We start from the raw sequence: 21,806 nt of genomic DNA on the forward strand, positions 1-21,806 counted from the left end.
TCAAGGGGCTTCGGACGATGACAGATCTGACGGCCAGCGGCCGTCACTACCAGGTCGTCGTCACCCGGCCGTTCAACCCTGCAGCGCTACCATCGGCAGCATGAACGAACCGATCCTGCTCCCCCGCGATATTGCCCAGCAGCCTGACGATTGGGCATCCCTGCAACGTGCTGTTTCCCTGTTGGAGGCACCGACCATCACCGCGCGCATGGCCAATCTGGTCGGCACGCCGCTGGAGTTCGCCGTCAGCCGCCTGCCCAATGCGGTGTCCAGTCGCATCCACGGCGCAGTGCAGGCGGCGTTGTACAAGGCCGTGCAGGGTGCGTTGATGAGCATGGACAATACGCCGGGCAAGGCGGCATCCACGCGCTGGCACAAGTTCGCGGCGGCGACCTCCGGCGCAGTGGGCGGCGCGTTTGGCTTCACCGCGCTGCTGATCGAGCTGCCGCTGTCCACGACCATCATGATGCGCGCCGTGGCTGACGTGGCCCGCAGTGAGGGGTTTGACCTGGCTGATCTGTCCACGCGCCAGGCCTGTCTGGAAGTGTTCGCGCTGGGCGGCAACGCGAAGAGCGATGACGCCAGTGAGACTGGCTATTACCTGGCTCGGGGTTTTACGGCGGACGTCGTGCGGCACCTGTCGGCCGAACTGGTCGGGCGGGTGGCGACGGGGCGCAACCTGACCTTGGGCGTGGCGCCGAAGGAGGCCGGTAAGTTGCTGGCCAAGCTGGCGGAGAAGGTGGCGGCGCGCTTTGGCGTGGTGATCACCGAAAAGTTCGCCGCGCAGGCCGTACCGATCGTAGGTGCAGCGACGGGTGCGGCGTTGAACACGATGTTCACCGATTACTACCAAGACGTCGCGCGCGGGCATTTCATCGTGCGCCGGCTGGAGCGAAAGTACGGCGAAGAGGTGGTGCAGGCGTGTTACCAGCGGATCGCCAACGGCTGAAACGCGCGACGTGGCTTTGGACACGGCTTTGGACACGGCTTTGGTGGAGCCGACTTCAGTCGGCCGCTCCTTGCGCGCCGCTAACGGCAGCCGACTGAAGTCGGCTCTTATCTCTTCGAGATCTGGCACTTTAGGTGCCGAGAGCCCGGCGCGGGCGACCGTTCGGCTCTAGGTCTTCGCGATCGCTTGGTAGCAAGGATCCCCGCGCCGGTCTTCTCCCTGATCCGCCCGAACAGTTGATCGAGTTGGCGCTCGTAATGATAAGACTGGGCAAGCGGGGGGAGCTCTCGACCCTGTCAGCGTACCGGAGATTGCCATGTTTGGGATCGGGATCGACGTAAGTAAGGACCGTCTGGACGTTGCCGTGCACGAGCAGCAGTTCCGCCACTTCAGCAACAGCAAGCGCGGCTTTGAAGCATTGGTTCGCTGGCTGCAGAAGTGGCCGGCCAAGCAGGTCGTGCTTGAAGCGAGCGGAGGTTACGAGCAGGCAGCCCTGGATGCGCTTCATGAGGCCGGCCTGCCAATGGTGCGGATCAATCCAGGCAGGGCGCGTAGCTTCGCCAAAGCCACTGGGCAGCTGGCTAAAACGGACCGGATCGATGCGATGGTGCTGGCCCAGATGGCACACCTGTTGAAGCACACTCGATATACACCAGTAGCGCCGTGGCAGCGAAAACTAGCTGAATTTTCACTGCGCCGGCGTCATCTGGTGCAGATGCGTAGCAGTGAAAAGCAGCGCATGCGTGCATTCAGCGAGCCAGTTCTCCAGGTGATGATGAACAGCCAACTGGAGTACTTGGACGAGCAGATCCGCGTGCTGGACAAGGCAATCGCCGAACAGCTCAGGAATCAGCCCAGTTGGAACAGCTTGGTGGAGATGAAAGGCGTGAGCACCGTTGTGATGACCACGCTTGCTTGTGAACTGCCAGAGCTGGGAAAGCTGAGTGGCAAGGCGATATCCGCCTTGGTCGGCGTAGCCCCCATGAACCGCGAGAGCGGCTCCTGGCAGGGGCATCGACGCATCACCGGCGGCCGCGCGGTCGTACGGCAAGCGCTCTACATGGCCGCCTTGTCAGCCTGCCGGTATGAACCGCAATTGCGTGACTTCTTTAAATCCCTGAAAGCAAAAGGCAAGCCGGGGAAAGTTGCCCTGGTTGCCGTCATGCGCAAAATGCTGGTCATCCTGAATGCCCGCAAACGCGACGCGGAGGCCATGATGGCCTCCGCCTGACAACACAGTTGCTACCCGGTACTCGCGCGCGGGGAATGGTGGACGCGCGGCAGCGTTGGTAGCGCCGAGCCATGCTCGGCGAGCGCAGCGGCAAAGCGTGGACGGCCAGCGGGCGTGGATACTAGGTGCATCACGCGAAAGGCAGCCGACTGAAGTCGGCTCTACCGGTCGGCTCTACCAGTTCATCGTGCGGGAAAGGCGTGACGGCCAGGGGCCGTCACGCTGCTTCGTCAGCTGGCCGACTTCAGCTTGGCCAGGCGCAGCCAGGTGTCGACCACGGTATCCGGGTTCAGCGATACCGATTCGATGCCTTCCTGCATCAGCCATTCCGCCAGGTCCGGATGATCCGACGGGCCCTGGCCGCAGATGCCGACATACTTGCCCTTGGCGCGGGCCGACTTGATCGCCATCGACAGCAGCTTCTTCACCGCCGGGTTCCGTTCGTCGAACAGGTGCGCGACGATCGACGAATCGCGGTCCAGGCCCAGGGTGAGCTGGGTCAGGTCGTTGGAGCCGATGGAGAAGCCGTCGAAGATCTCAAGGAACTCATCGGCGAGCAGTGCGTTCGACGGCACCTCGCACATCATGATGATCTTGAGGTCGTTCTCGCCCTGCTTCAGGCCATTCTGTTCCAGCACCTCGATGACCTTGCGGCCTTCTTCCAGCGTGCGCACGAACGGAATCATGACCCACAGGTTGTCCAGGCCCATCTCGTTGCGGACGCGCAGTACGGCCTTGCATTCCAACGCGAAGGCTGCGGAGAAGCTCGGGTCGACGTAACGGCTGGCACCGCGGAAGCCGATCATCGGGTTCTCTTCGTGCGGCTCGTAGTTGGTGCCGCCGATCAGGTTGGCGTACTCATTGGACTTGAAGTCCGACAGGCGCACGATCACCGGGTTCGGGGCCACCGACGCGGTCAGCGTGGCGATGCCTTCGGCCAGGCGATCCACGTAGAAGCTCACCGGATCTTTGTAGCCGGCGATCTTCTCGTCGATCTTCTTCTTCGTCTGCGCGTCCTGGCGGTCGTACTCCAGCAACGCGTTCGGATGGATGCCGATGTGGCTGGCGATGATCATTTCCAGGCGCGCCAGGCCGATGCCTGCGTTCGGCAGCTGGCCGAAGTCGAAGGCACGTTCCGGGTTGGCCACGTTCATCATGATCTTCAGCGGTGCCGGCGGCATGTTGCCCAGATCGGTGGTGGTGCGCTCGAACGCGAGGATGCCTTCGTAGATCATGCCGGTATCACCTTCGGCACAGCTGACGGTGACTTCCTGGCCATCCTGGATGAGCTGGGTGGCGTTGCCCGAACCGACCACGGCCGGCACGCCGAGCTCGCGCGCGATGATCGCGGCATGGCAGGTGCGTCCACCGCGATTGGTCACGATGGCCGATGCACGCTTCATCACCGGCTCCCAATCGGGATCGGTCATGTCGGCGATCAGCACGTCGCCGGGCTGCACGCGCGCCATGTCGTCGAGGGTCTTCACCACGCGGGCGACACCGGCGCCGATCTTGGCACCCACGGCGCGGCCTTCGGCCAGCACCTTGCCGTCTTTCTCGGTCAGCGCGAAGCGTTCGATCTGGGTGGCGTGGCTGCGCGACTTCACCGTCTCCGGACGCGCCTGGACGATGAACAGCTTGCCGCTGACGCCGTCCTTGGCCCACTCGATATCCATCGGGCGGCCGTAATGCTGCTCGATGACCAGCGCCTGCTTGGACAGTTCCTGCACGTCTTCGTCGCTGATGGAGAAGGTGCTGCGCAGTTCGGCCGGGGTGTCTTCGATGCGCACGCGCTCACCGGGCACATCCGAATACACCATGCGGATCGCCTTGCTGCCCAGCGACCGACGCAAGATCGCCGGCTTGCCCGCGGACAGGGTGGGCTTGTAGACGTAGAACTCATCGGGGTTCACCGCACCCTGTACGACCATCTCGCCCAGACCGAACGACGAGGTCACGAAGACCACATCGCGGAAGCCGGATTCGGTGTCGAGGGTGAACAGCACACCGGACGAGCCGACGCCCGAACGCACCATCAGCTGCACGCCGGCGGACAGGAACACGTCTTCGTGCTTGAAGCCGTGGTGGACGCGGTAGGCGATGGCGCGATCGTTGTACAGCGACGCAAACACTTCCTTGACCTTGACCACGACGTCGTCGGCGCCGGTCACGTTGAGGAAGGTTTCCTGCTGGCCAGCGAACGAGGCGTCGGGCAGGTCTTCGGCGGTGGCCGACGAACGCACGGCCACGGCGATGTCGCCGCCGCCGTTTTCAGCGCTCAGCTGCGCGTAGGCGGCGCGGATGTCCTGGTCCAGCTGCGGCTGCAGCGGTGCATCGATGACCCAGCCGCGGATTTCCTTGCCGGCAACCGTCAGCGCGGCAACGTCTTCGACATCCAGCGTGGCCAGCTTGTCGAAGATGCGCGTGGACAGGTCGTTGTGGGCAATGAAGTCCTTGAAAGCTTCAGAGGTCGTGGCATAGCCTCCGGGCACGGACACCCCGAGACCGGCGAGGTTGCCGATCATTTCGCCAAGCGACGAATTTTTTCCGCCGACGCGGGCCAGGTCGGCCAAGCGCAGTTCGTGCAACCACAGGATATTGTCGTTCAAGCGCGATGCTCCGTTAGGCCATCGCCCGAGGCGGGCTGGGATGGCCGCGTCCGTAGGAAGAAGCCGCTATGATGCCGGTCGGACCGCCGTCGGCACAAGCGTGTCACGGCAGGCGTTTTAAGCTTCGGACTGGGAAAACACGCCTATGACGACCATCAGACCGGTGTTCTACGTTTCCGATGGAACCGGTATCACCGCTGAAACCATTGGGCATAGCCTGCTCACCCAGTTCTCCGGATTCAGTTTCATCACGGACCGGATGTCGTTCATAGATGACCCCGAAAAAGCCGCCGAAGCCTGCGCTCGGATCCGCGCAGCGGGCGAGCGTTACCAGGTAAGGCCGATCGTGGTGAACTCCTGCGTGGATCAGGGGCTCAGCGTCATCCTCGCCGGCAGCGGGGCGCTGATGCTGGACGTGTTCGCCCCGTTCATCGAAACGCTGGAGGCTGAACTGTCCTCGCCGCGGCTGTCGCGGGTGGGCCAGGCGCACGGAATGGTCGACTTCGAGACCTATCACCGGCGGATCAACGCGATGAACTTCGCGCTGAGCCACGACGACGGCATCGCGGTCAATTACGACGATGCCGACGTGATCCTGGTGGCGGTGTCGCGTGCGGGCAAGACGCCGACGTGCATCTACCTGGCCCTGCATTACGGCGTGAGTGCGGCCAATTACCCGCTGACCGATGAAGACCTGGAAAGCGATCGCCTGCCGCCGCGCCTGCGCAATTACCGCCGCAAGCTGTTCGGCCTGACCATCGACCCGGAACGGCTGCAGCAGATCCGCCAGGAACGTCGGCCGAATTCGCGCTACGCCGCGGCGGACACCTGCAAGAAGGAAGTGATCGCGGCCGAGCGGATGTTCCAGATGGAGCGCGTGCCGACCCTGAGCACCACGCACACCTCGATCGAGGAGATCTCGAGCAAGGTGCTGGCCACCCTGGGGCTGCGCCGGGAGCTGTATTGACGGGGCGGGGTGCCCGGGTGTTGCGTTATTGATGGGGCGCGTTGCCCGGGTGGCGCGTTCCCCGGTAGAGCCGGCTTCAGCCGGCTTTCGTTGACGGCTGAAGCCGTCACTACCAGGGCGTTGGTTGACGGCCAGCGGCCGTCACTACCGGGCGCGCCTGAATCGCGGTGCTGACCGGCGCTACCGGGCGCGGGCCGGCAGCGTGTAGGATCAAGCCATGGCCCAAGCACGTCCTCTTACCGAACGCATCCCGCGCCTCAGCCGCCTGAGCTGGCTGATGGGCCTGTACGCGGAAAACCACCGCCACCTCGTGCGCCTGTTCGCACCCGGTGATCTGGCGGTCGGCAGTTACGTATCGTCCGTCGGTGATGGGCTCGATGTCCGTCTGGATATCATTGCCTGCCACGCCTATACGGTGGAAATGCGGCTGACCTACGACCTGTGTGACCCGGTCACCGGCCAGCCCGACCCCTCGGCGTACGTGCGTCTGTACCGTGACGCCCGCCAAGCTGAGACCACCCACTGCTACGTCGGCCGCCGCTGGCAGGACGTGATGGGGCTGTACCCGCCGCCGGCCGAGCTCATCAATCACCGCATGCGCATGAACACGTTCCTCGGCAAGTGGCTGGAGTATCTGGCCGAGCGCGGGCATGGGGTGGCCACGCTGGCGCGCGACCCCGATGCGCCTGCCGCGGTGACGGCCGAGCGCCGCCTGACAGTCGTGCCCTGATCCGGCCATAATCGGCGGCTTCGCCTCTGCCGGAACCTCGCATGCCGTATACCCCCATCATCGCCACGCTCGGCTACGTGCTTTCGCCGGACCGCCGCCAGGTGCTGATGATCCATCGCAACACGCGGCCCGGCGACCATCACCTGGGCAAGTACAACGGGCTGGGCGGCAAGGTCGAGCCGGACGAAGACGTGGCAGAAGGCATGCGCCGCGAGATCCAGGAAGAAGCCGGTATCGACTGCACATCCATGCAACTGCGCGGCACGATCAGCTGGCCGGGGTTCGGCAAGCAGGGCGAGGACTGGTTCGGCTTCGTGTTCGTGGTGGATACCTATGACGGTACGCCGCACGGCGGCAACCACGAAGGCACGCTGGAGTGGGTGGACGTGGACAAGCTGGACACGCTGCCGATGTGGGAAGGCGATCGCCATTTCCTGCCGCTGGTGTTCGATACGGACCCGCGCGCCTTCCACGGCGTGATGCCTTACCGCGACGGCCGCATGCAGTCCTGGAAGTACACCCGGGTCTGACGGGCGCGTGCAGCGACGCCGCCATACCGCAGGCCCTGGGACGGAGAGCCCCTTGAGTCATGCCACGGTCCGTGAGATGGAAAGCCCCTTGAGTCACACCGCGGTCCGTCAGAGGGAAAGCCCCCTTAAAAGGGGGCGCGCCGAAGGCGGGGGGATGTAGTGCATGCGCGGACAACCTGCGCCATATCAGGGGCGCCGGCCGTCGGACAGAGAGCCCCTTGAGTCACACCACGATCCGTCACACGGAGAGCCCCTTGAGTCACACCGCGGTCCGTCAGAGGGAAAGCCCCCTTAAAAGGGGGCGCGCCGAAGGCGGGGGGATGTACTGCATGCGCGGACAACCTGCGCCACATCAGTGGCGCAGGTTGTCCACAGGGGGTGTGGATTGTTGGTGAGCAACTTTGTGGATAACCGCCTTTCGCCCCCGCCCTCCAACGCTGTCAAGATGGGTGGCCAAAAATTCACCGCAGGTGATGAAGCGTGAGGCCTGGGTGAAGCGTGCCGGAAGGATCCGTCTGTCGTCCGCACGCGGCCTCGCGTACCCTGTAGACCACCGTAGTCCCGTGAGCCTTCATGAAACGACACTTCTCGATGCTGCGCGAGTTCCATCTGGCTGACTGGTTCACCTTGGCCAACGCGTTCTGCGGCACTGGTGCGGTGTTTGCCGCGATGCGCTTCCTGCAGGACGGCGCACAGGGCTATCTCCTGTTCGGCATGGCGTTGATCCCGCTGGCCTTCATCTTCGACGCGCTCGACGGGCGCATCGCCCGCTGGCGCAAATCCAGTTCCACGCTGGGTCGCGAGCTCGACTCGCTGTCCGATGTGATTTCCTTCGGTGTGGCGCCGGCGGCCCTGGCCTATGCCTGCGGCATGCAGGGGGGCTGGGATTGGCTGGTGCTGAGCTATTTCGTGTGCTGCGGCGTCAGCCGCCTGGCGCGCTACAACGTGACCGCCGAGGCGTTGTCCGACGGCGGCGACAAGGTGCCGTATTTCGAAGGCACGCCGATTCCGAGCAGCCTGCTGCTGGTGATCGTGCTAGCGGTCGCTGCGGGCACGGGCGCGATCGGTGCGGACCTGTGGCTGGGCCAGTGGCAGATCGGCCCGTGGCAGCTGCATCCGCTGGTGCTCCTGTTTGCACTGTCGGGGTCGCTGATGATCAGCAAGACCCTGCACATTCCCAAGCCATGACGCAGGCACCGGCATGAAGGGTTCCCCCAACGGCCCGGGCAGCCCGCCGTTCGACGACGCCGCGCGGCAGTATTTCAGCGCCTGGGGCGATGCGTTGAAGCAGGGCGGCGTGGGTGCACCGGGCGCGGGCAGCGACCCTGCAGACTGGAAGCAGGTGCTGGACTGGTGGGCGCAACTGCTGCCCGAGCGCGGTCCGGGTCCGGCGGATGACGCCGTTAACCGGTTCCGGTCGCAGGCGGGCGGCTGGTACGGCACGATGCAGCAGGTCGCCTCGCAGTTCGCCGGTCGTGACGCGACCAGTGCCGAGGTCGCGAATGCGTGGCGAGAGGCCGTGATGGGGCAGGGCCAGGGCGCGGGCATGCTGCAGTGGATGCTGCAGGGAGCACGCGGCAGCACGGGCGTCGATGGCGGCATGGACGACGTGGTTGCGGTACTGCAGCAGTGGCAGGAGCGTTTGGCGCCGTGGTTGCAGGGGCCGGCGTTCGGGCCGGCCCGTGAACACCAGGCCCGCTGGCAGAAGCTGGTGCTGGCCCAACAGGAATTCCAAGATCAGTCCAAGGCGTATGTCGACCAGATCCAGCAGGCGCTGGATGCGGCATTCGCTCTGTTCGAACAGCGTCTGGGTGAGCATGAAACGCCGGGCAGCCAGCTGACCAGCGCCCGGGCGATGTTCGATCTGTGGATCGAAGTGGCCGAAGAAGCGTATTCCAAGGTGGCGTTGTCCGAACCGTTCCAGCAGGTCTATGCCGCGCTGGGTAATGCACAGATGCGCCTGCGCGCGGCGGTACAGCGCGAAGTGGAGCAGGTGAGTGAGCGGGTCGGGCTGCCCACGCGCAGCGAGATGGATGCCGCGCACAAGCGCATTGCCGAGCTGGAACGGCAGCTGCGCCGCTTGCAGGTGGCCGTCGAGCAGCTGGGCCGCGCCGCGCCGGACGATGGCTGGGCGCAGGCGGTGCAGCCTGCCGTGGCCAAGGTCGCGCCCCGCGTGAGAAAGCGCGCCTCGGCGCCGACGGCGGACGCGCCAAAGAAAACCGCCGCGAAGAAAACCGACGCGAAAAAAGTGCCCGCGAAGAAGGCCGCACCCACCCCCTCACGGAAACCGCGTACATGAAAGGGCCCCTCGGGTTCAATGCCGATGACCTGATGCAGGAGACGTTGGCCATGCAGCGCAAGCTGATGGAAGGCCTGCAGCTGCTGCCGTCGGTGGACGACGTGGACTACGGGGTGACTGCGCGCGAAGCGGTGTGGTCCGACGGCAAGGTGGTGCTGTACCGCTTCGTCGGCGATACGCTGCCCGTGCACAAGCGCCCGTTGTTGATTGTCTACGCGCTGGTCAACCGCCCTTACATGGTCGACCTGCAGACCGATCGCTCGCTGGTGCAGAAGCTGCTGGCGCTGGGCCACGATGTCTATGTGCTGGACTGGGGCTATCCGGATCGGTCCGAGCGGTACCTGACGCTGGAAGACTACCTGCTGCGCTATATCGACGGCGCGGTGGACGCGTTGCTGGCACGCGCGGGCATGACCGTGGACATGCTCGGCATCTGCCAGGGCGGGGTGTTCGCGTTGTGCTATGCCGCCCTGCGCCAACGGAAGCTGGCCAATCTGGTGACCATGGTCACCCCGGTGGATTTCCATACGCCGGACAACATGCTGTCGCACTGGGCGCGGCAGGTGGATGTAGACCTGCTGGTGGATACGCTGGGCAACATCCCGGCCGATCTGATGAACACCAGTTACCTGATGCTGAAGCCCTTCCGACTGAACGTGCAGAAGTACGTCGGCCTGCTCGACATCCTGGATGACAAGGCGGCGCTGGAAGACTTCCTGCGGATGGAAAAATGGATCTTCGATTCGCCGGATCTGGCAGGCGAGGCGTTCCGTGACTTCATCAAGCAGTTCTACCAGGGCAACGGCCTGATGCACGACGGCGTGCGGATCGGAACCGAGCCCGTCGCGCTGTCGCAGGTCACGCTGCCGGTACTGAACATTTACGCCGAGCAGGACCATCTCGTGCCGCCGGATGCGTCACGCGCCATGCGCGGACGACTGGGCAGTACCGATTACACCGAATCCAGCTTCCGGGGCGGGCACATCGGCATTTACGTGTCCGGCCGCGCGCAGCGCGAGGTGCCGACCACCATCCATGAGTGGCTGCAGGCCCGCAGCGGCTGATCGCGACGGCGGACGGGCAAGGCGCGATGATCGGGTGTCGTCCCGGCTCCTCTGACTGCTGACCCGTCGTAGACGGCCTTGCCGCTAGGGTAGTACCCAGATCCTCGGAGCCCTGCCATGAATGCCACCACGCCCCGCACCCTTTCGCGCTCTCTGAACAACCGCATGATTGCCGGCGTCATCGGCGGCATCGCCCTGCGGTTTGGCTGGAGTGCAACGCTGCTGCGCATCCTGTTCGTGGTGGTGTCCATCGCCTCGGCTGCGTTCCCCGGCATCCTGGTGTACCTGATCCTGTGGCTGCTGATCCCGAACGAGGCCGATTGAACCGGTCGCCGGCACGACCCGCGTGGCTGCGCCCGTTGCAGGTGCTCGGCGCGCTGTGGACGTCGCCCAACACCCTGATCGGCCTGGTCGGCGGTGGCGTGGGCATGCTGGGCGGATCGCGCCCCCACTGGAGCGCGCGGGACTGCGCGCTGGTGTTCCATCACTGGCCGTGGGGGCCGGGTGGGGCGATCACGTTGGGCAACGTCATCCTGCACACCGGCGGTGACCTGGGCATCAGCTGCCGCACGTATGCCCATCGGGCGGGACATGCCGTGGAGCCGTGGATCCGGCTGGACGACCATGAGCGCGCCCATGTGTATCAGTACTTCGTACTGGGTCCGCTGTACTTGCCCGTCTATCTGCTCTGTGGCGGTGTCAGCGCGCGCAATCCCTTTGAAATCGCCGCGGATCACTACGCCCACCACGGGCGTGGCTGGTGGCCCGGCTTTCGCTGAGCGCGGGATCGGCACGGCGCCGCGTCAGCGCGGTGTTAAATATTTGTAAGCATGTAGCGGCGAACGGGCGTCATGTCCGTGCAACCGGTCGACATTACCCTTCGTGACAAGCGAGTCAGCTTCGAGGCGTTAAGCTGTAGCGAGGCCATGGTGAAGGCAGTACTGCAACCATGGCCTGCGATACCGAGCAGTACGTAACCTGGAGGAACACATCACATGGCAATCGTTCTTTATGTCGGTGGTAGCAAGGATGGCGACAAGGGCGTGGTGCCCTATGGCTTCAGCAAATCCCGCGCCGATACGGCGCTGGGGCCGGAGATCTACACGGAGCGGTTCATGGAACTGCAGGGCGTGGGCAAGGTCCGGTTGATGGCGCTGGAAGGGCTGCGCGACGACATCGTCATGCAGCATGCGGCGCGCTACTACCGCTGATCCCTTGTTGAACAGGCCGGACACGCAGGGTCGCGTGTCCTGGCCGGTGCGATGGACCATCCCGCACTGTTATCCGATGCGCTGTCAACGCCTTCCGCTGCCTGCCCTCGCGGGCCAGAATGGGGTCTTTCCGCACTATGGCCCCGGCCGGACGCAATGTCAGACACTCCGCTTGCCCAGCAGATCGCCCAGACCATCGCCGATGAGATCGGTGCCCAGGCCGCCCAGGCGCGCGCCGCCATCGCCCTGCTCGACGAGGGTGCCAGCGTTCCCTTCATCGCGCGCTACCGCAAGGAAGTCACTGGCGGGCTGGATGACACCCAGTTGCGCAATCTGGAAAGCCGGCTGACCTACCTGCGCGAACTCGAAGATCGCCGCGCCTCGGTGCTGGCCAGCATCGACGAGCAGGGAAAGCTCACCGATGACCTGCGCAACGACATCCTGGCCGCCGACACCAAGAGCCGCCTGGAAGACCTGTACCTGCCGTACAAGACCAAGCGCCGCACGCGTGCGCAGATCGCCCGCGAAGCCGGCCTGCAGCCGCTGGCCGATGGCCTGTTGGACGATCCGACGCAGGACCCCAAGGTGTTCGCCGAAACCTTCGTCGATACCGAAAAGGGCGTGGCCGATGCAAAGGCGGCCCTTGAGGGCGCGCGCGCGATCCTGATGGAACGTTGGGGCGAAGACGCGGCACTGGTCGGCGAGCTGCGCAGCTGGTTGTCGGATACCGGGGTGATCCGCGCCCGCGTGGCCGAAGGCAAAGAGAACGAAGGCGCCAAGTACCGCGACTATTTCGAACACGCCGAAGCGCTGGCGAAGATTCCGTCGCATCGACTGCTGGCGCTGTTCCGCGCGCGACGGGAGGAGATCCTGTTCCTGGAGCTGGACCCGGGCACCGATGCCGAGGCGGGCAATGCGTATGCCGAGGGACGCGTGGCCTTCCGTGCCGGCATCAGTGACAAGGGGCGTGCGGCGGACCGCTGGCTGCTGGATGCCTGCCGCCTGACCTGGCGGGCCAAGCTGCACATGCACCTGCTGCTGGACCTGTTCAACCAGGCACGCGAGAAGGCCGAAGCCGAGGCCATCACGGTATTCGGTGACAACCTGAAGGACCTGCTGCTGGCCGCGCCGGCCGGGCCGAAAACCGTGCTTGGCCTTGATCCGGGCATCCGCACCGGCTGCAAGGTGGCGGTGGTGGATGCCACCGGCAAGCTGGTGGCGACCGATACCATCTATCCGCACGAACCGCGCCGGCAGTGGGAGCAGTCACTGCAGACCCTCAAGCACCTGTGCATCAAGCACAACGTGGAGCTGATCGCGATCGGCAACGGCACCGCCAGTCGCGAAACGGACAAGCTGGCCGGTGAGGTGATCGCTGCGTGCGCGGATCCGAAACTGCAGAAGGTGGTGGTGAGCGAAGCGGGTGCGTCGGTGTATTCCGCATCGGAGTTCGCGGCCAAGGAATTCCCGGACCTGGATGTGTCCATCCGGGGCGCCGTCTCCATCGCCCGTCGCCTGCAGGATCCGCTGGCCGAGCTGGTGAAGATCGAGCCGAAGGCGATCGGCGTAGGCCAGTACCAGCATGACGTGGATCAGTACCGGCTGGCGCGCGCACTGGAAGCGCGGGTGGAAGATTGTGTCAACGCGGTCGGGGTGCACGTCAACACGGCATCGGCGGCGTTGCTGTCGCGGGTATCGGGGCTGTCGTCGACCGTCGCCGAGAACATCGTGCGCCATCGCGACGACAACGGGCCGTTCAAGCGCCGCAAGGACCTGCTGAAGGTGCCGCGGCTGGGCGACAAGACGTTCGAGCAGTGCGCCGGCTTCCTGCGCATCGCCGATGGCGACCAGCCGCTGGACGCGTCGTCGGTGCACCCGGAGGCCTATCCGGTCGTGGAGCGCATCGTGGCGGCGACGGCCCGCCCGATCCGCGCCCTGATCGGGGATGGCAGTTTCCTGCGCGGCTTGAAGGCGGAGCAGTTCACCGACGAAACCTTCGGCGTGCCGACCGTGCGCGACATCCTGAAGGAGCTGGAGAAGCCCGGCCGCGATCCGCGCCCGGAGTTCAAGGCCGCTCGTTTTGCCGAGGGCGTGGAGGACATCAAGGACCTTCGCGAAGGGATGATCCTGGAGGGCGTGGTCAGCAACGTGGCCGCGTTTGGTGCCTTCGTCGATATCGGCGTGCACCAGGACGGTCTGGTGCATATCTCCGCGCTGTCCGACACGTTCGTGAAAGATCCGCGGGACGTGGTCAAGGCCGGCGATATCGTCAAGGTGAAGGTGCTGGAGGTCGATGTGGCGCGCAAGCGCATCGCGCTGACCCGGCGGCTGGATGATGTGCCGGGACAGTCCACCAGCCGGCCGGGTGCGCGTGATGAGCGCGGTGCCGGTGCCGCCGGTACTGGCCGTCCGGCACGGCGCGAGGAAGGCAGCCGAGGTCCCGCGCGGGCGCGCACGGACGGTGGCGGCGGCCGGGGCGCGTCCGCCTCCAGTGCGCCGGCCAACAGTGCGCTGGCCGACGCTTTTGCCCGCGCCAAGCGCAGCTGACCGCACGGCGTGCTGCCGGCCCTCGTGGTGCGGCAGCGGCCTTTCTGTCGAACCGTGACCGAGGGGCTTACGCATTGACGCCGTATTGAGCACACTGCGCGTTGAATGGGCCCGCGGGTTCAGCAGCAGATGCCGGGAGGCGGTTTGGAGCTCAGTTCTGCAGGCAGGGTGATCCGGGTCGGGCGCGAAGGCGCGAGGGGGCTCGGCAACGCCCTGCGCGGCGCCTTCCCATGAGCCTGCCGGTAACCCCTCCCGCGCCACCGCTGCAGACGCAGCTGGATGCTGCACTTGCCGAGATCCGGCGATTGCGAGGGGTGATCGATGGTAGTGCCGCCGGGACCTGGGAGTGGAATCCGCAGACCGACGAGATGCGGGTCAACGCGCGATGGGCGGAGATCGTCGGCTACTCATTGGCCGAGCTGGAGCCAGTGTCGTCCGACACGTTCGTGCAGCTGGTGCACCCGGATGACCTGCAGCGCTCCGACGCGGTACTGTCCGCGCACCTGAGGGGCGAGACCCCGTTCTACGAGTGCCTGGTGCGCATGCGCCACCGCCAGGGCCACTGGGTCTGGGTGCAGGACCGTGGGCGGGTGCTGGAGTGGGATGCCCAAGGCGGTGGCTTGTGGATGGCGGGTGCGCATGCCGATGTGACCGATCTGCAGCAGGCGCGGCACGACGTATCGGCGGCTCGCCAGCGGTTGCAGTCGATCGTGGATGCGTCCGACGAAGTGGCGATCATCGTCACCGACCTCGCCGGGACGATCACGCTGTTCAATTCCGGTGCCGAGCGTCTGCTGGGTTATCAGGCGGACGAAGTGGTCGGAAAGGCTCGCCCGACGCTGTTCCACGACGTGCAGGACATGCAGCACTTCCTGCAGACCCTGCCGGCGGAGCAGAGACGGGACGGCACGGATCTGTTCGGGATTCTCAGCGAGCGGGCGCGCGCGCATACGTTTTCGCGCCAATGGACCTTCGTACGCAAAGACGGGCGCCAGCGGCAGGTCCGTTTGTCGGTCAGCGCGCTGGCTGATGCGCAGGGCGACATCACCGGATTTGTCGGCATGGCGACGGACGTGACCGAGGTCCTGCAGGCGCGGGCCGAAGCCCGCTTGGCCGAGGAAAAGTTTGCCGGCGCCTTCACCAGTGCCGCGCTGGGCATGGGGCTGGTGTCGCTGGAAGGTCGCTGGCTGGACGTCAACGACGCGCTGTGCCGGATCCTCGGCTACTCCCGCGATGAGCTGCTGCAGGTTGATTTCCAACGTCTGACCCATCCTGACGACCTGGACGCCGACCTGCAGCTGGTGGATGACCTGCTGCGCGGCAAGCGTGCCCACTATCATCTGGACAAGCGCTACATCAGCCGCGACGGCCACTTGATATGGGCGCGCCTGTCGGTGTCGCTGGTCCGCAGCGAGCAGGGCGATCCGCTGCATTTCGTATCGCAGATCCAGGACGTCACCAGCGAGCGCGCCAGCGAACTGCGCGTATTGGAAGCCGAGGCGCGCAGCCGGATCACCCTGGATGCCGTGACCGACCTGGTGCTCAGCGTGGACCTGCAGGGGCGCATCGAACATGCCAACGCCGCTGCGGTCCGCTCGTTGCGCGGGGAGGGGGCGCTGCACGGGCGCCACGTGTCCGAGGTGATGCAGCTGACCACCGAGTACGCGCCCCAGTCGGTGCTGGACATGTCGGTGCTGCTGGATCCGGACAGCAATGCGGTGGATCTGCACTCGGATCTGCTGCTGGTGCAGGAGGGCGTCAACGTGCCGGTGGATGTATCGCAGGCATGGCTGCACGATGATGCCTGCACGCTGCGGGGGGCGGTGTGGGTGATCCGTGACGTGACCCAACTGCGCGCCCGTCAGCGCGAGGCGCGGCAGCTGGCCGAGCTGGACCCCCTGACCGAGCTGATCAACCGGCGGGGTTTCGATGCCCATCTGCAGCAGGCGATCGCCCATCTGGAGCGGACGGGTCAGGCCGCCTCGCTGATGTTCATCGACCTGGATCAGTTCAAGCCGGTCAACGATACGTACGGCCATCTTGCCGGTGATGCGGTGTTGTGGGCGGTGGCCAACGTGCTGCGCCACGGCGTCCGCGATTCGGACGTGGTCGCGCGGCTGGGCGGTGACGAGTTCGCGGTGATCCTGGCGGGCTGCTCATTGCGGCGCGCGCAGCGCATCGCAGGCGAATTGCTGCACGGGATCGGCGGGCTGAGCATCCCGTGGGAGCAGCACACGATACGCGTCGGGGTGAGCATCGGCATCGCGTCGATACGGGCCGGCATGAGCGTGGATGAAGCCGTGGCGGCTGCCGACGTGCAGTGCTATCGGGCCAAGGCGTCGGGTCGCAATACCGTGCAGTCCGAAACGGATGGCGAGGCGGATGTCCTGCCGCCCACTGTGGCGTGACGTGGTTTGCTGAAGATCTCAGCTGGTGAGAGCCGGGCAGGGAACACTGGCCGCACCTTCAGACACACCGGTGGCAGAGATGACAGGTTGGGATCAGAACGTACTTCGTGCCTATCGGCCCGCAATGGGCGCATGGGTGGCTGCGGTCATCGGTTGGCTGCTGCTGGAGCAGCTGCAGGGCCAGGCGGTGCAGCTGGAGGTGGCAGCGGTGCTGCGCTGGGCCGTAGTGGGACTGTTGATGGCCACGCTCGGCCACGGCGGCTGGGTCAGCTGGGGATTGTGGCGGAGGGCGTGATCACAGGCACAAAAAAGCCAGGCGCGGGCCTGGCTGTTCTGATGTCACTGGTGCCGGTGAAAGGACTCGAACCTTCATGGGGTCACCCCCGGCTGATTTTGAGTCAGCTGCGTATACCATTCCGCCACACCGGCAGCGTGGCCGCGTAGTGTAAACAAAACTGCGGCAGACGGGTAGGGGCAGCGACGATCAGGCGGCCTCGCTCCACACGTACTGAATATCCTCGCGATCATCGAGAATGCGGTACTGGGCGGCGAGGTCAGTGGGGTCCGGATTCAGCCATGCATCCAGATGGACGTCGCGGATGGGCACGATACCCCGGTCGTGACCGGTTACTGCCACATCGCGTGGCGGCTCATCGGTCACGGCGGCGAAGGAAAGCAGGCGACCTTCGGGACCCTCCCACTCGGCCCACAGGCAGGCAATCAACAGATCGCGCAGGGGACGTGGCTGGAATTCCAGCACGACATCGCGCTCGTCATCGGCGGCTGCCAGCGGGAGCCCGTTGCGCGGCACGTGCTCATAGAACGACTGCACCACCACCACGCCATGGCGATGGCCGAAGGCGCCGCGCCAATAGCCCTCGAGGCTGTCCCTGCGCGCGTTGTAGGTACCCGGATACAGGGCGTCGTTGCGCGCGGGTTTGTCAGGCAGCCTGCATTGGTAGCGCATCGGCTTGATCACCCGCCGGCCCTGTTCGGACACGATCACCGGCGCATACGTGCCGGGAAAAATGCGGTTGTCGCGCGGCAGGTGCTGGCTGCGCTGCAGGTCGTCCAGGCGTGACTGCGCGCGCTCGATCCGGTTGCCGGCGATGCGCAGTTCATTGCGGGCTTTCTGTGTGGGGGTGCTGGCCAGGGCGGCCTGCGCGGTACGGAGACGTTCGTGCTGGCGGCGCAGTTCGGTCTCCAGTTCGGCGTGCTCGGTGGCATGCCATTGCTGGATCATCGCCACGATCCCGCGACCCTGGTCGGTGCGCGCACCCCGGAATCCGTCGTCCATCGCCTTCGGTGTCTTCGGCCGTTTCTTGGCCGGGTCGAAGGTGTAAAGACGGGAGAATTCTTCCAGCGACATCGTCGCGCCGTAATGGCGGACCAGCTTGGCGTAGTCGGCGCGGATCTGGGCGGAGTAGCACATGGAGGCAGCTTAGCGCAGGAAAAGAAAAACCCGGCCGAAGCCGGGTTTTTGCAGAATTGGCGTCCCCACGGGGATTCGAACCCCGGTCGCCACCGTGAAAGGGTGATGTCCTAGGCCTCTAGACGATGGGGACGCACGAAAACTTGAGTTGTACTGCTATCCAGACGGCCTAATGCCTGGAGTGGTGGAGCCAAGCGGGATCGAACCGCTGACCTCCTGCATGCCATGCAGGCGCTCTCCCAGCTGAGCTATGGCCCCGATGAAACCCGGTTGCCTGATGGGTCAGGTTTCCGTTTGAAACTGGCGTCCCCACGGGGATTCGAACCCCGGTCGCCACCGTGAAAGGGTGATGTCCTAGGCCTCTAGACGATGGGGACGCACGAAAAACTTCAAGTTGTAGAACCTTCGACGGCCTATTGTCGAAAGTGGTGGAGCCAAGCGGGATCGAACCGCTGACCTCCTGCATGCCATGCAGGCGCTCTCCCAGCTGAGCTATGGCCCCGTGTAACCGAGCCGCCTATCATACCGGCTTATTCACGTTTGTGGAAGCACTTTTTCTGCTTCCTGTCGCCTGTATCGTCCCGCACCGGCAGTGAAGGAAATGCAATGCGCGCCGCCCGTGAAGGCCGAAGGCGATGAACAAAAAAGACCCGGTTTCGGCCAGGTCCTGCTTGTCCAGATGAGTGGCGTCCCCACGGGGATTCGAACCCCGGTCGCCACCGTGAAAGGGTGATGTCCTAGGCCTCTAGACGATGGGGACGCGTATCTCATCAATTTTTTCGCGACCTTCCGACGGCCTATTGCCGGAAGTGTGGTGGAGCCAAGCGGGATCGAACCGCTGACCTCCTGCATGCCATGCAGGCGCTCTCCCAGCTGAGCTATGGCCCCACGTCGCCGAGGTGCGAAATCATAGCGATGGGGTCTGGGGATGGCAAGCATTTATTGCAGTTTTCTGCAGGCCGCTTCAGCCATCTGGAAGACGTTGTGTACGCAGTCGAAGCGCGTTACCGATCACCGATACCGAACTCACACTCATCGCCACGGCGGCAAGCATCGGGGACAGGCTGATTCCCCATGGCATCAACACGCCGGCGGCTACCGGAATGCCGACCCCGTTGTAGACGAACGCGAACGCCAGGTTCTGCCGCATGTTGCGTACGGTAATGCGTGACAGATGCCGTGCACGCAGGATGCCGCGCAGGTCGCCCTTTACCAGCGTCACCTGTGCGCTGGACATGGCGACATCGGTGCCGGTGCCCATGGCGATGCCGACGTCGGCGCTGGCCATCGCTGGGGCGTCATTGATGCCGTCGCCGGCCATCGCCACCTTGCGCCCCTCTGACTGCAGGCGCGTCACCAGCATGGCTTTGTCCTGCGGGCTCATGGTGCCGTGCACCTCATCCAGATCCAGTGCCGCGGCCACGGCCCGCGCGGTGCGTGCGTCGTCGCCGCTGGCCATGACGATGCGCAGGCCGTCGGCGCGCAGCGCGGTGAGTGCCTCTGCGGTCGTGGATTTGATCGGATCGATCACCCACAGCATGCCCGCAAGTACCGTGTCGGCGGCCAGGAACATCACGCTGGCACCGCGGCTGCGCTGGGCGTCCGCATCGTCGCGCGTTGCGCCTTGCAGCGTGACCGCGTTGTCGGCCATCAGGCTGCTGCTGCCAATCAGCAGCGCACGGCCACCGACCACGCCGCGCACGCCCCTGCCGGTAATCGAATCGACGTCTTCCACGGGCAACAGCGTGATCTGCCGACGGCGTGCTTCGGCCACGATGGCCGTGGCCAGGGGATGTTCGCTGCCCTGGTCCAGGCTGGCCGCCAACTGCAGCACCTGGTCGGGCATGAAGCCGGGCGCCGCGATGACGCCACCGAATGCAGGGCGGCCCTCGGTCAGGGTGCCGGTCTTGTCCACTACCAACGTATCGATGTCGCCCAGCTTTTCGATCGCTTCGGCATCACGGAACAGCACCCCATGCCGCGCAGCGCGCCCGCTGGCGACCATGATCGACATCGGGGTGGCCAGGCCCAGCGCGCACGGGCAGGCAATGATCAACACCGCGACCGCGTTGAGCAGTCCATGCGTCCATGACGGCGGAGGGCCGAACAGCCCCCATCCCAGCAACGTCAGCACGGCGACCAGCAGCACCGCCAACACGAACCAGTACGCCACCTTGTCCGCCATCTTCTGCATCGGCGCGCGCGAACGCTGGGCCTGTGCCACCCACTGCACGATCTGCGACAGCAGGCTGGCCTCGCCTACGCGTACGGCCTGGATCACCAGCGCGCCGGTTCCATTCAACGAGGCGCCGATCACGCTGTCCCCCGCGCGCTTGGTGACCGGCACCGGCTCGCCGGTGAGCATCGATTCGTCCAGATGGGACTGGCCGTCGAGGATCAGGCCATCCGCGGGTACCTTCTCGCCGGGGCGTACGCGCAGGCGGTCACCCACCGCAATCGAAGACAGTGGCACGTCGTGTTCGCTGCCATCGGCATCGATCCGCCTCGCCGTCTTCGGTGCCAGACCCAGCAAGGCCCTGATCGCGTCGGACGTGCGCGCGCGTCCGCGCAGTTCCAGCAACTGGCCGAGCAGGGTCAGCGATACGATCATCGCGGCGGCTTCGAAATACACCGCGACATGGCCGTGCGTGCGGAACGAGGCCGGGAACAGGTCTGGAACCAGGGTGGCGACCAGCGAATAGCCATAGGCGGCGATGACGCCGGTGCCGATCAGTGTCCACATGTTCGGACTGCGGTTGACGATGGACTGCGCCCACCGGTGCAGGAAGGGCCAGCCGGCCCACAGCACCACCGGCGTAGCGAGTGCGGCCTCCATCCAGACGCGCGCGTCCGCAGGCAGGGCATGCAGCAGGGGCGTCATTGCCAGCATGGCCAGCGCCATGGTGGCTGCGCTGAGCGGCAGCGACCACCAGAAGCGACGGCGGAAGTCGATCAGCTCGGGACTCTCCTGCGTATCCAGCGTCGGCATCATCGGCTCCAGCGCCATGCCGCAGATCGGGCAGCTGCCCGGTCCGTCCTGGATGATCTCCGGGTCCATCGGACAGGTATACGGTGTTCCGGCGGCCACGATGGGGCGCGTCTGCGGATCAAGGAACCGGCGCGGATCGGCGATGAACCGTTCGCGGCAACGTGCACTGCAGAAGTGCCACTCCGTGCCATCGTGCTGGGTGCGGTGGGGCGTGGTGGCGGGGTCCACGGTCATGCCGCAGACCGGATCCTTCGCTTGCACGCTGTCGGCAGGGGCGGAGCTGCCGCAGCAGGCAGTCGGGCTCATGCGGGGTCCTCCTGCAGGGCGGCCATGATCGGGCAGGCGGCCAGCGCGCCATGGCCAGGGCAAGCGTCGACCAGGTGCGCCAACCCCTCGCGCATCCGCTGCAGTTCGCGCACCCGCTGGTCGATATCGGCAAGCCGGGCGGTAGCGGCCAGCCGCACCGCAGCCATGTCCTGCGGTGCGCGCGCCGACAACGAAAGCAGTTCAGCGATTTCCTGCAGGGTGAATCCCAACGTTTTGGCGCGGCGGATGAAGCGCAGCCGCTGCACCGCGTTCTCGTCGAAGACCCGATAACCGGCCGCTGACCTGTGCACCGGCGGCAATAGCTGCTGGCGCTCGTAATAACGGACCGTATCGATAGGCACGCCCACATGGCGCGCGAGTTGACCAATGTTCATCTGCACCTCCGAATGTGACCATCATCAACCCTTGAGTGTGGTCTAGAGTCAATACCGAGCTAAATGCAAGGCTTTTGACGCAGATTGCAGCTTTCTTCATAGCCTCGGCCTGTCCGCCGTTCCTAACCTGCAGCCACCG

18 protein-coding genes and 7 tRNA genes are annotated in these 21,806 nt (G+C 65.3%); 14 read left to right on the top strand and 11 right to left on the bottom strand.

What is annotated here, in order from left to right:
• Window positions 1–100 precede the first annotated feature (100 nt).
• Window positions 101–949: an EcsC family protein gene (locus tag ICJ04_RS08355; protein WP_188327035.1), complete on the top strand. Its 849-nt coding sequence runs from the start codon at window positions 101–103 to the stop codon at window positions 947–949.
• A 316-nt stretch (window positions 950–1,265) separates the two neighbouring features.
• Window positions 1,266–2,180, top strand: coding sequence for a transposase (locus ICJ04_RS08360; protein ID WP_188327036.1), 915 nt, complete (start codon window positions 1,266–1,268; stop codon window positions 2,178–2,180).
• A gap of 230 nt (window positions 2,181–2,410) precedes the next feature.
• Here ICJ04_RS08360 and ppsA read toward each other — a convergent pair whose 3' ends face one another.
• Complete coding sequence (gene ppsA, locus ICJ04_RS08365) at window positions 2,411–4,789, bottom strand: phosphoenolpyruvate synthase (protein WP_188327037.1); 2,379 nt, start codon at window positions 4,787–4,789, stop codon at window positions 2,411–2,413.
• 145 nt (window positions 4,790–4,934) lie between these two features.
• On the opposite strand from ppsA, the gene ICJ04_RS08370 reads away from it, so the two are divergent.
• From ICJ04_RS08370 to ICJ04_RS08425, 12 genes are all read left to right on the top strand, one after another.
• On the top strand, window positions 4,935–5,756 hold the full coding sequence (locus ICJ04_RS08370) for a pyruvate, water dikinase regulatory protein (protein ID WP_188327038.1): 822 nt from the start codon (window positions 4,935–4,937) through the stop codon (window positions 5,754–5,756).
• Between the two features lie 217 nt (window positions 5,757–5,973).
• Window positions 5,974–6,486, top strand: coding sequence for a DUF1249 domain-containing protein (locus ICJ04_RS08375; RefSeq protein ID WP_188327039.1), 513 nt, complete (start codon window positions 5,974–5,976; stop codon window positions 6,484–6,486).
• A gap of 41 nt (window positions 6,487–6,527) precedes the next feature.
• Window positions 6,528–7,016: an 8-oxo-dGTP diphosphatase gene (locus tag ICJ04_RS08380; RefSeq protein ID WP_188327040.1), complete on the top strand. Its 489-nt coding sequence runs from the start codon at window positions 6,528–6,530 to the stop codon at window positions 7,014–7,016.
• Between the two features lie 573 nt (window positions 7,017–7,589).
• Complete coding sequence (locus ICJ04_RS08385; protein ID WP_188327041.1) at window positions 7,590–8,204, top strand: CDP-alcohol phosphatidyltransferase family protein; 615 nt, start codon at window positions 7,590–7,592, stop codon at window positions 8,202–8,204.
• A gap of 13 nt (window positions 8,205–8,217) precedes the next feature.
• Window positions 8,218–9,315, top strand: coding sequence for a class III poly(R)-hydroxyalkanoic acid synthase subunit PhaE (gene phaE / locus ICJ04_RS08390; RefSeq protein ID WP_188327042.1), 1,098 nt, complete (start codon window positions 8,218–8,220; stop codon window positions 9,313–9,315).
• Window positions 9,312–10,379 carry a class III poly(R)-hydroxyalkanoic acid synthase subunit PhaC gene (phaC, locus tag ICJ04_RS08395; protein WP_188327043.1) on the top strand — a complete coding sequence of 356 codons (1,068 nt, stop codon included), beginning with the start codon at window positions 9,312–9,314 and terminating at the stop codon, window positions 10,377–10,379. The genes phaE and phaC overlap by 4 nt, the downstream gene beginning before the upstream one ends.
• Window positions 10,380–10,496: 117 nt before the next feature.
• The gene (locus ICJ04_RS08400; protein WP_188327044.1) at window positions 10,497–10,703 is read left to right on the top strand and encodes a PspC domain-containing protein; all 207 of its coding nucleotides are present in this window, start codon (window positions 10,497–10,499) and stop codon (window positions 10,701–10,703) included.
• Window positions 10,700–11,158, top strand: a complete 459-nt coding sequence (locus ICJ04_RS08405) for a hypothetical protein (RefSeq protein WP_188327045.1) — start codon at window positions 10,700–10,702, stop codon at window positions 11,156–11,158. The genes ICJ04_RS08400 and ICJ04_RS08405 overlap by 4 nt, the downstream gene beginning before the upstream one ends.
• Window positions 11,159–11,374: 216 nt before the next feature.
• Window positions 11,375–11,590: a hypothetical protein gene (locus tag ICJ04_RS08410; RefSeq protein ID WP_188327046.1), complete on the top strand. Its 216-nt coding sequence runs from the start codon at window positions 11,375–11,377 to the stop codon at window positions 11,588–11,590.
• Between the two features lie 156 nt (window positions 11,591–11,746).
• Entirely contained in the window at window positions 11,747–14,137 is a 2,391-nt protein-coding gene (locus ICJ04_RS08415; RefSeq protein ID WP_188327047.1) for a Tex family protein, read from the top strand.
• 230 nt (window positions 14,138–14,367) lie between these two features.
• A complete protein-coding gene (locus ICJ04_RS08420) occupies window positions 14,368–16,545 on the top strand; it encodes a PAS domain S-box protein (RefSeq protein WP_188327048.1) in 2,178 nt (725 codons plus the stop codon).
• A 79-nt stretch (window positions 16,546–16,624) separates the two neighbouring features.
• Window positions 16,625–16,840 (top strand): hypothetical protein, encoded by a 216-nt coding sequence (locus ICJ04_RS08425; protein ID WP_188327049.1) that lies wholly within the window; start codon window positions 16,625–16,627, stop codon window positions 16,838–16,840.
• A 48-nt stretch (window positions 16,841–16,888) separates the two neighbouring features.
• On the opposite strand, the gene ICJ04_RS08430 is transcribed toward ICJ04_RS08425, so the two are convergent.
• The 10 genes from ICJ04_RS08430 to ICJ04_RS08475 form a co-directional block, all read right to left on the bottom strand.
• Window positions 16,889–16,974 (bottom strand) — tRNA-Leu (locus ICJ04_RS08430).
• A 55-nt stretch (window positions 16,975–17,029) separates the two neighbouring features.
• Window positions 17,030–17,977: an SOS response-associated peptidase family protein gene (locus ICJ04_RS08435; protein WP_188327050.1), complete on the bottom strand. Its 948-nt coding sequence runs from the start codon at window positions 17,975–17,977 to the stop codon at window positions 17,030–17,032.
• Between the two features lie 57 nt (window positions 17,978–18,034).
• Window positions 18,035–18,110 (bottom strand) — tRNA-Glu (locus tag ICJ04_RS08440).
• A gap of 49 nt (window positions 18,111–18,159) precedes the next feature.
• Window positions 18,160–18,235, bottom strand: a tRNA-Ala gene (locus tag ICJ04_RS08445).
• 43 nt (window positions 18,236–18,278) lie between these two features.
• Window positions 18,279–18,354, bottom strand: a tRNA-Glu gene (locus ICJ04_RS08450).
• A 49-nt stretch (window positions 18,355–18,403) separates the two neighbouring features.
• Window positions 18,404–18,479, bottom strand: a tRNA-Ala gene (locus ICJ04_RS08455).
• 182 nt (window positions 18,480–18,661) lie between these two features.
• Window positions 18,662–18,737 (bottom strand) — tRNA-Glu (locus ICJ04_RS08460).
• Between the two features lie 52 nt (window positions 18,738–18,789).
• Window positions 18,790–18,865 (bottom strand) — tRNA-Ala (locus ICJ04_RS08465).
• A 76-nt stretch (window positions 18,866–18,941) separates the two neighbouring features.
• Window positions 18,942–21,272, bottom strand: a complete 2,331-nt coding sequence (locus ICJ04_RS08470) for a heavy metal translocating P-type ATPase (protein ID WP_188327051.1) — start codon at window positions 21,270–21,272, stop codon at window positions 18,942–18,944.
• Window positions 21,269–21,667, bottom strand: coding sequence for a heavy metal-responsive transcriptional regulator (locus ICJ04_RS08475; RefSeq protein WP_188327052.1), 399 nt, complete (start codon window positions 21,665–21,667; stop codon window positions 21,269–21,271). The genes ICJ04_RS08470 and ICJ04_RS08475 overlap by 4 nt, the downstream gene beginning before the upstream one ends.
• Between the last annotated feature and the right edge of the window lie 139 nt (window positions 21,668–21,806).

Source organism: Stenotrophomonas sp. 169, from assembly GCF_014621775.1.
GTDB lineage: Bacteria > Pseudomonadota > Gammaproteobacteria > Xanthomonadales > Xanthomonadaceae > Stenotrophomonas.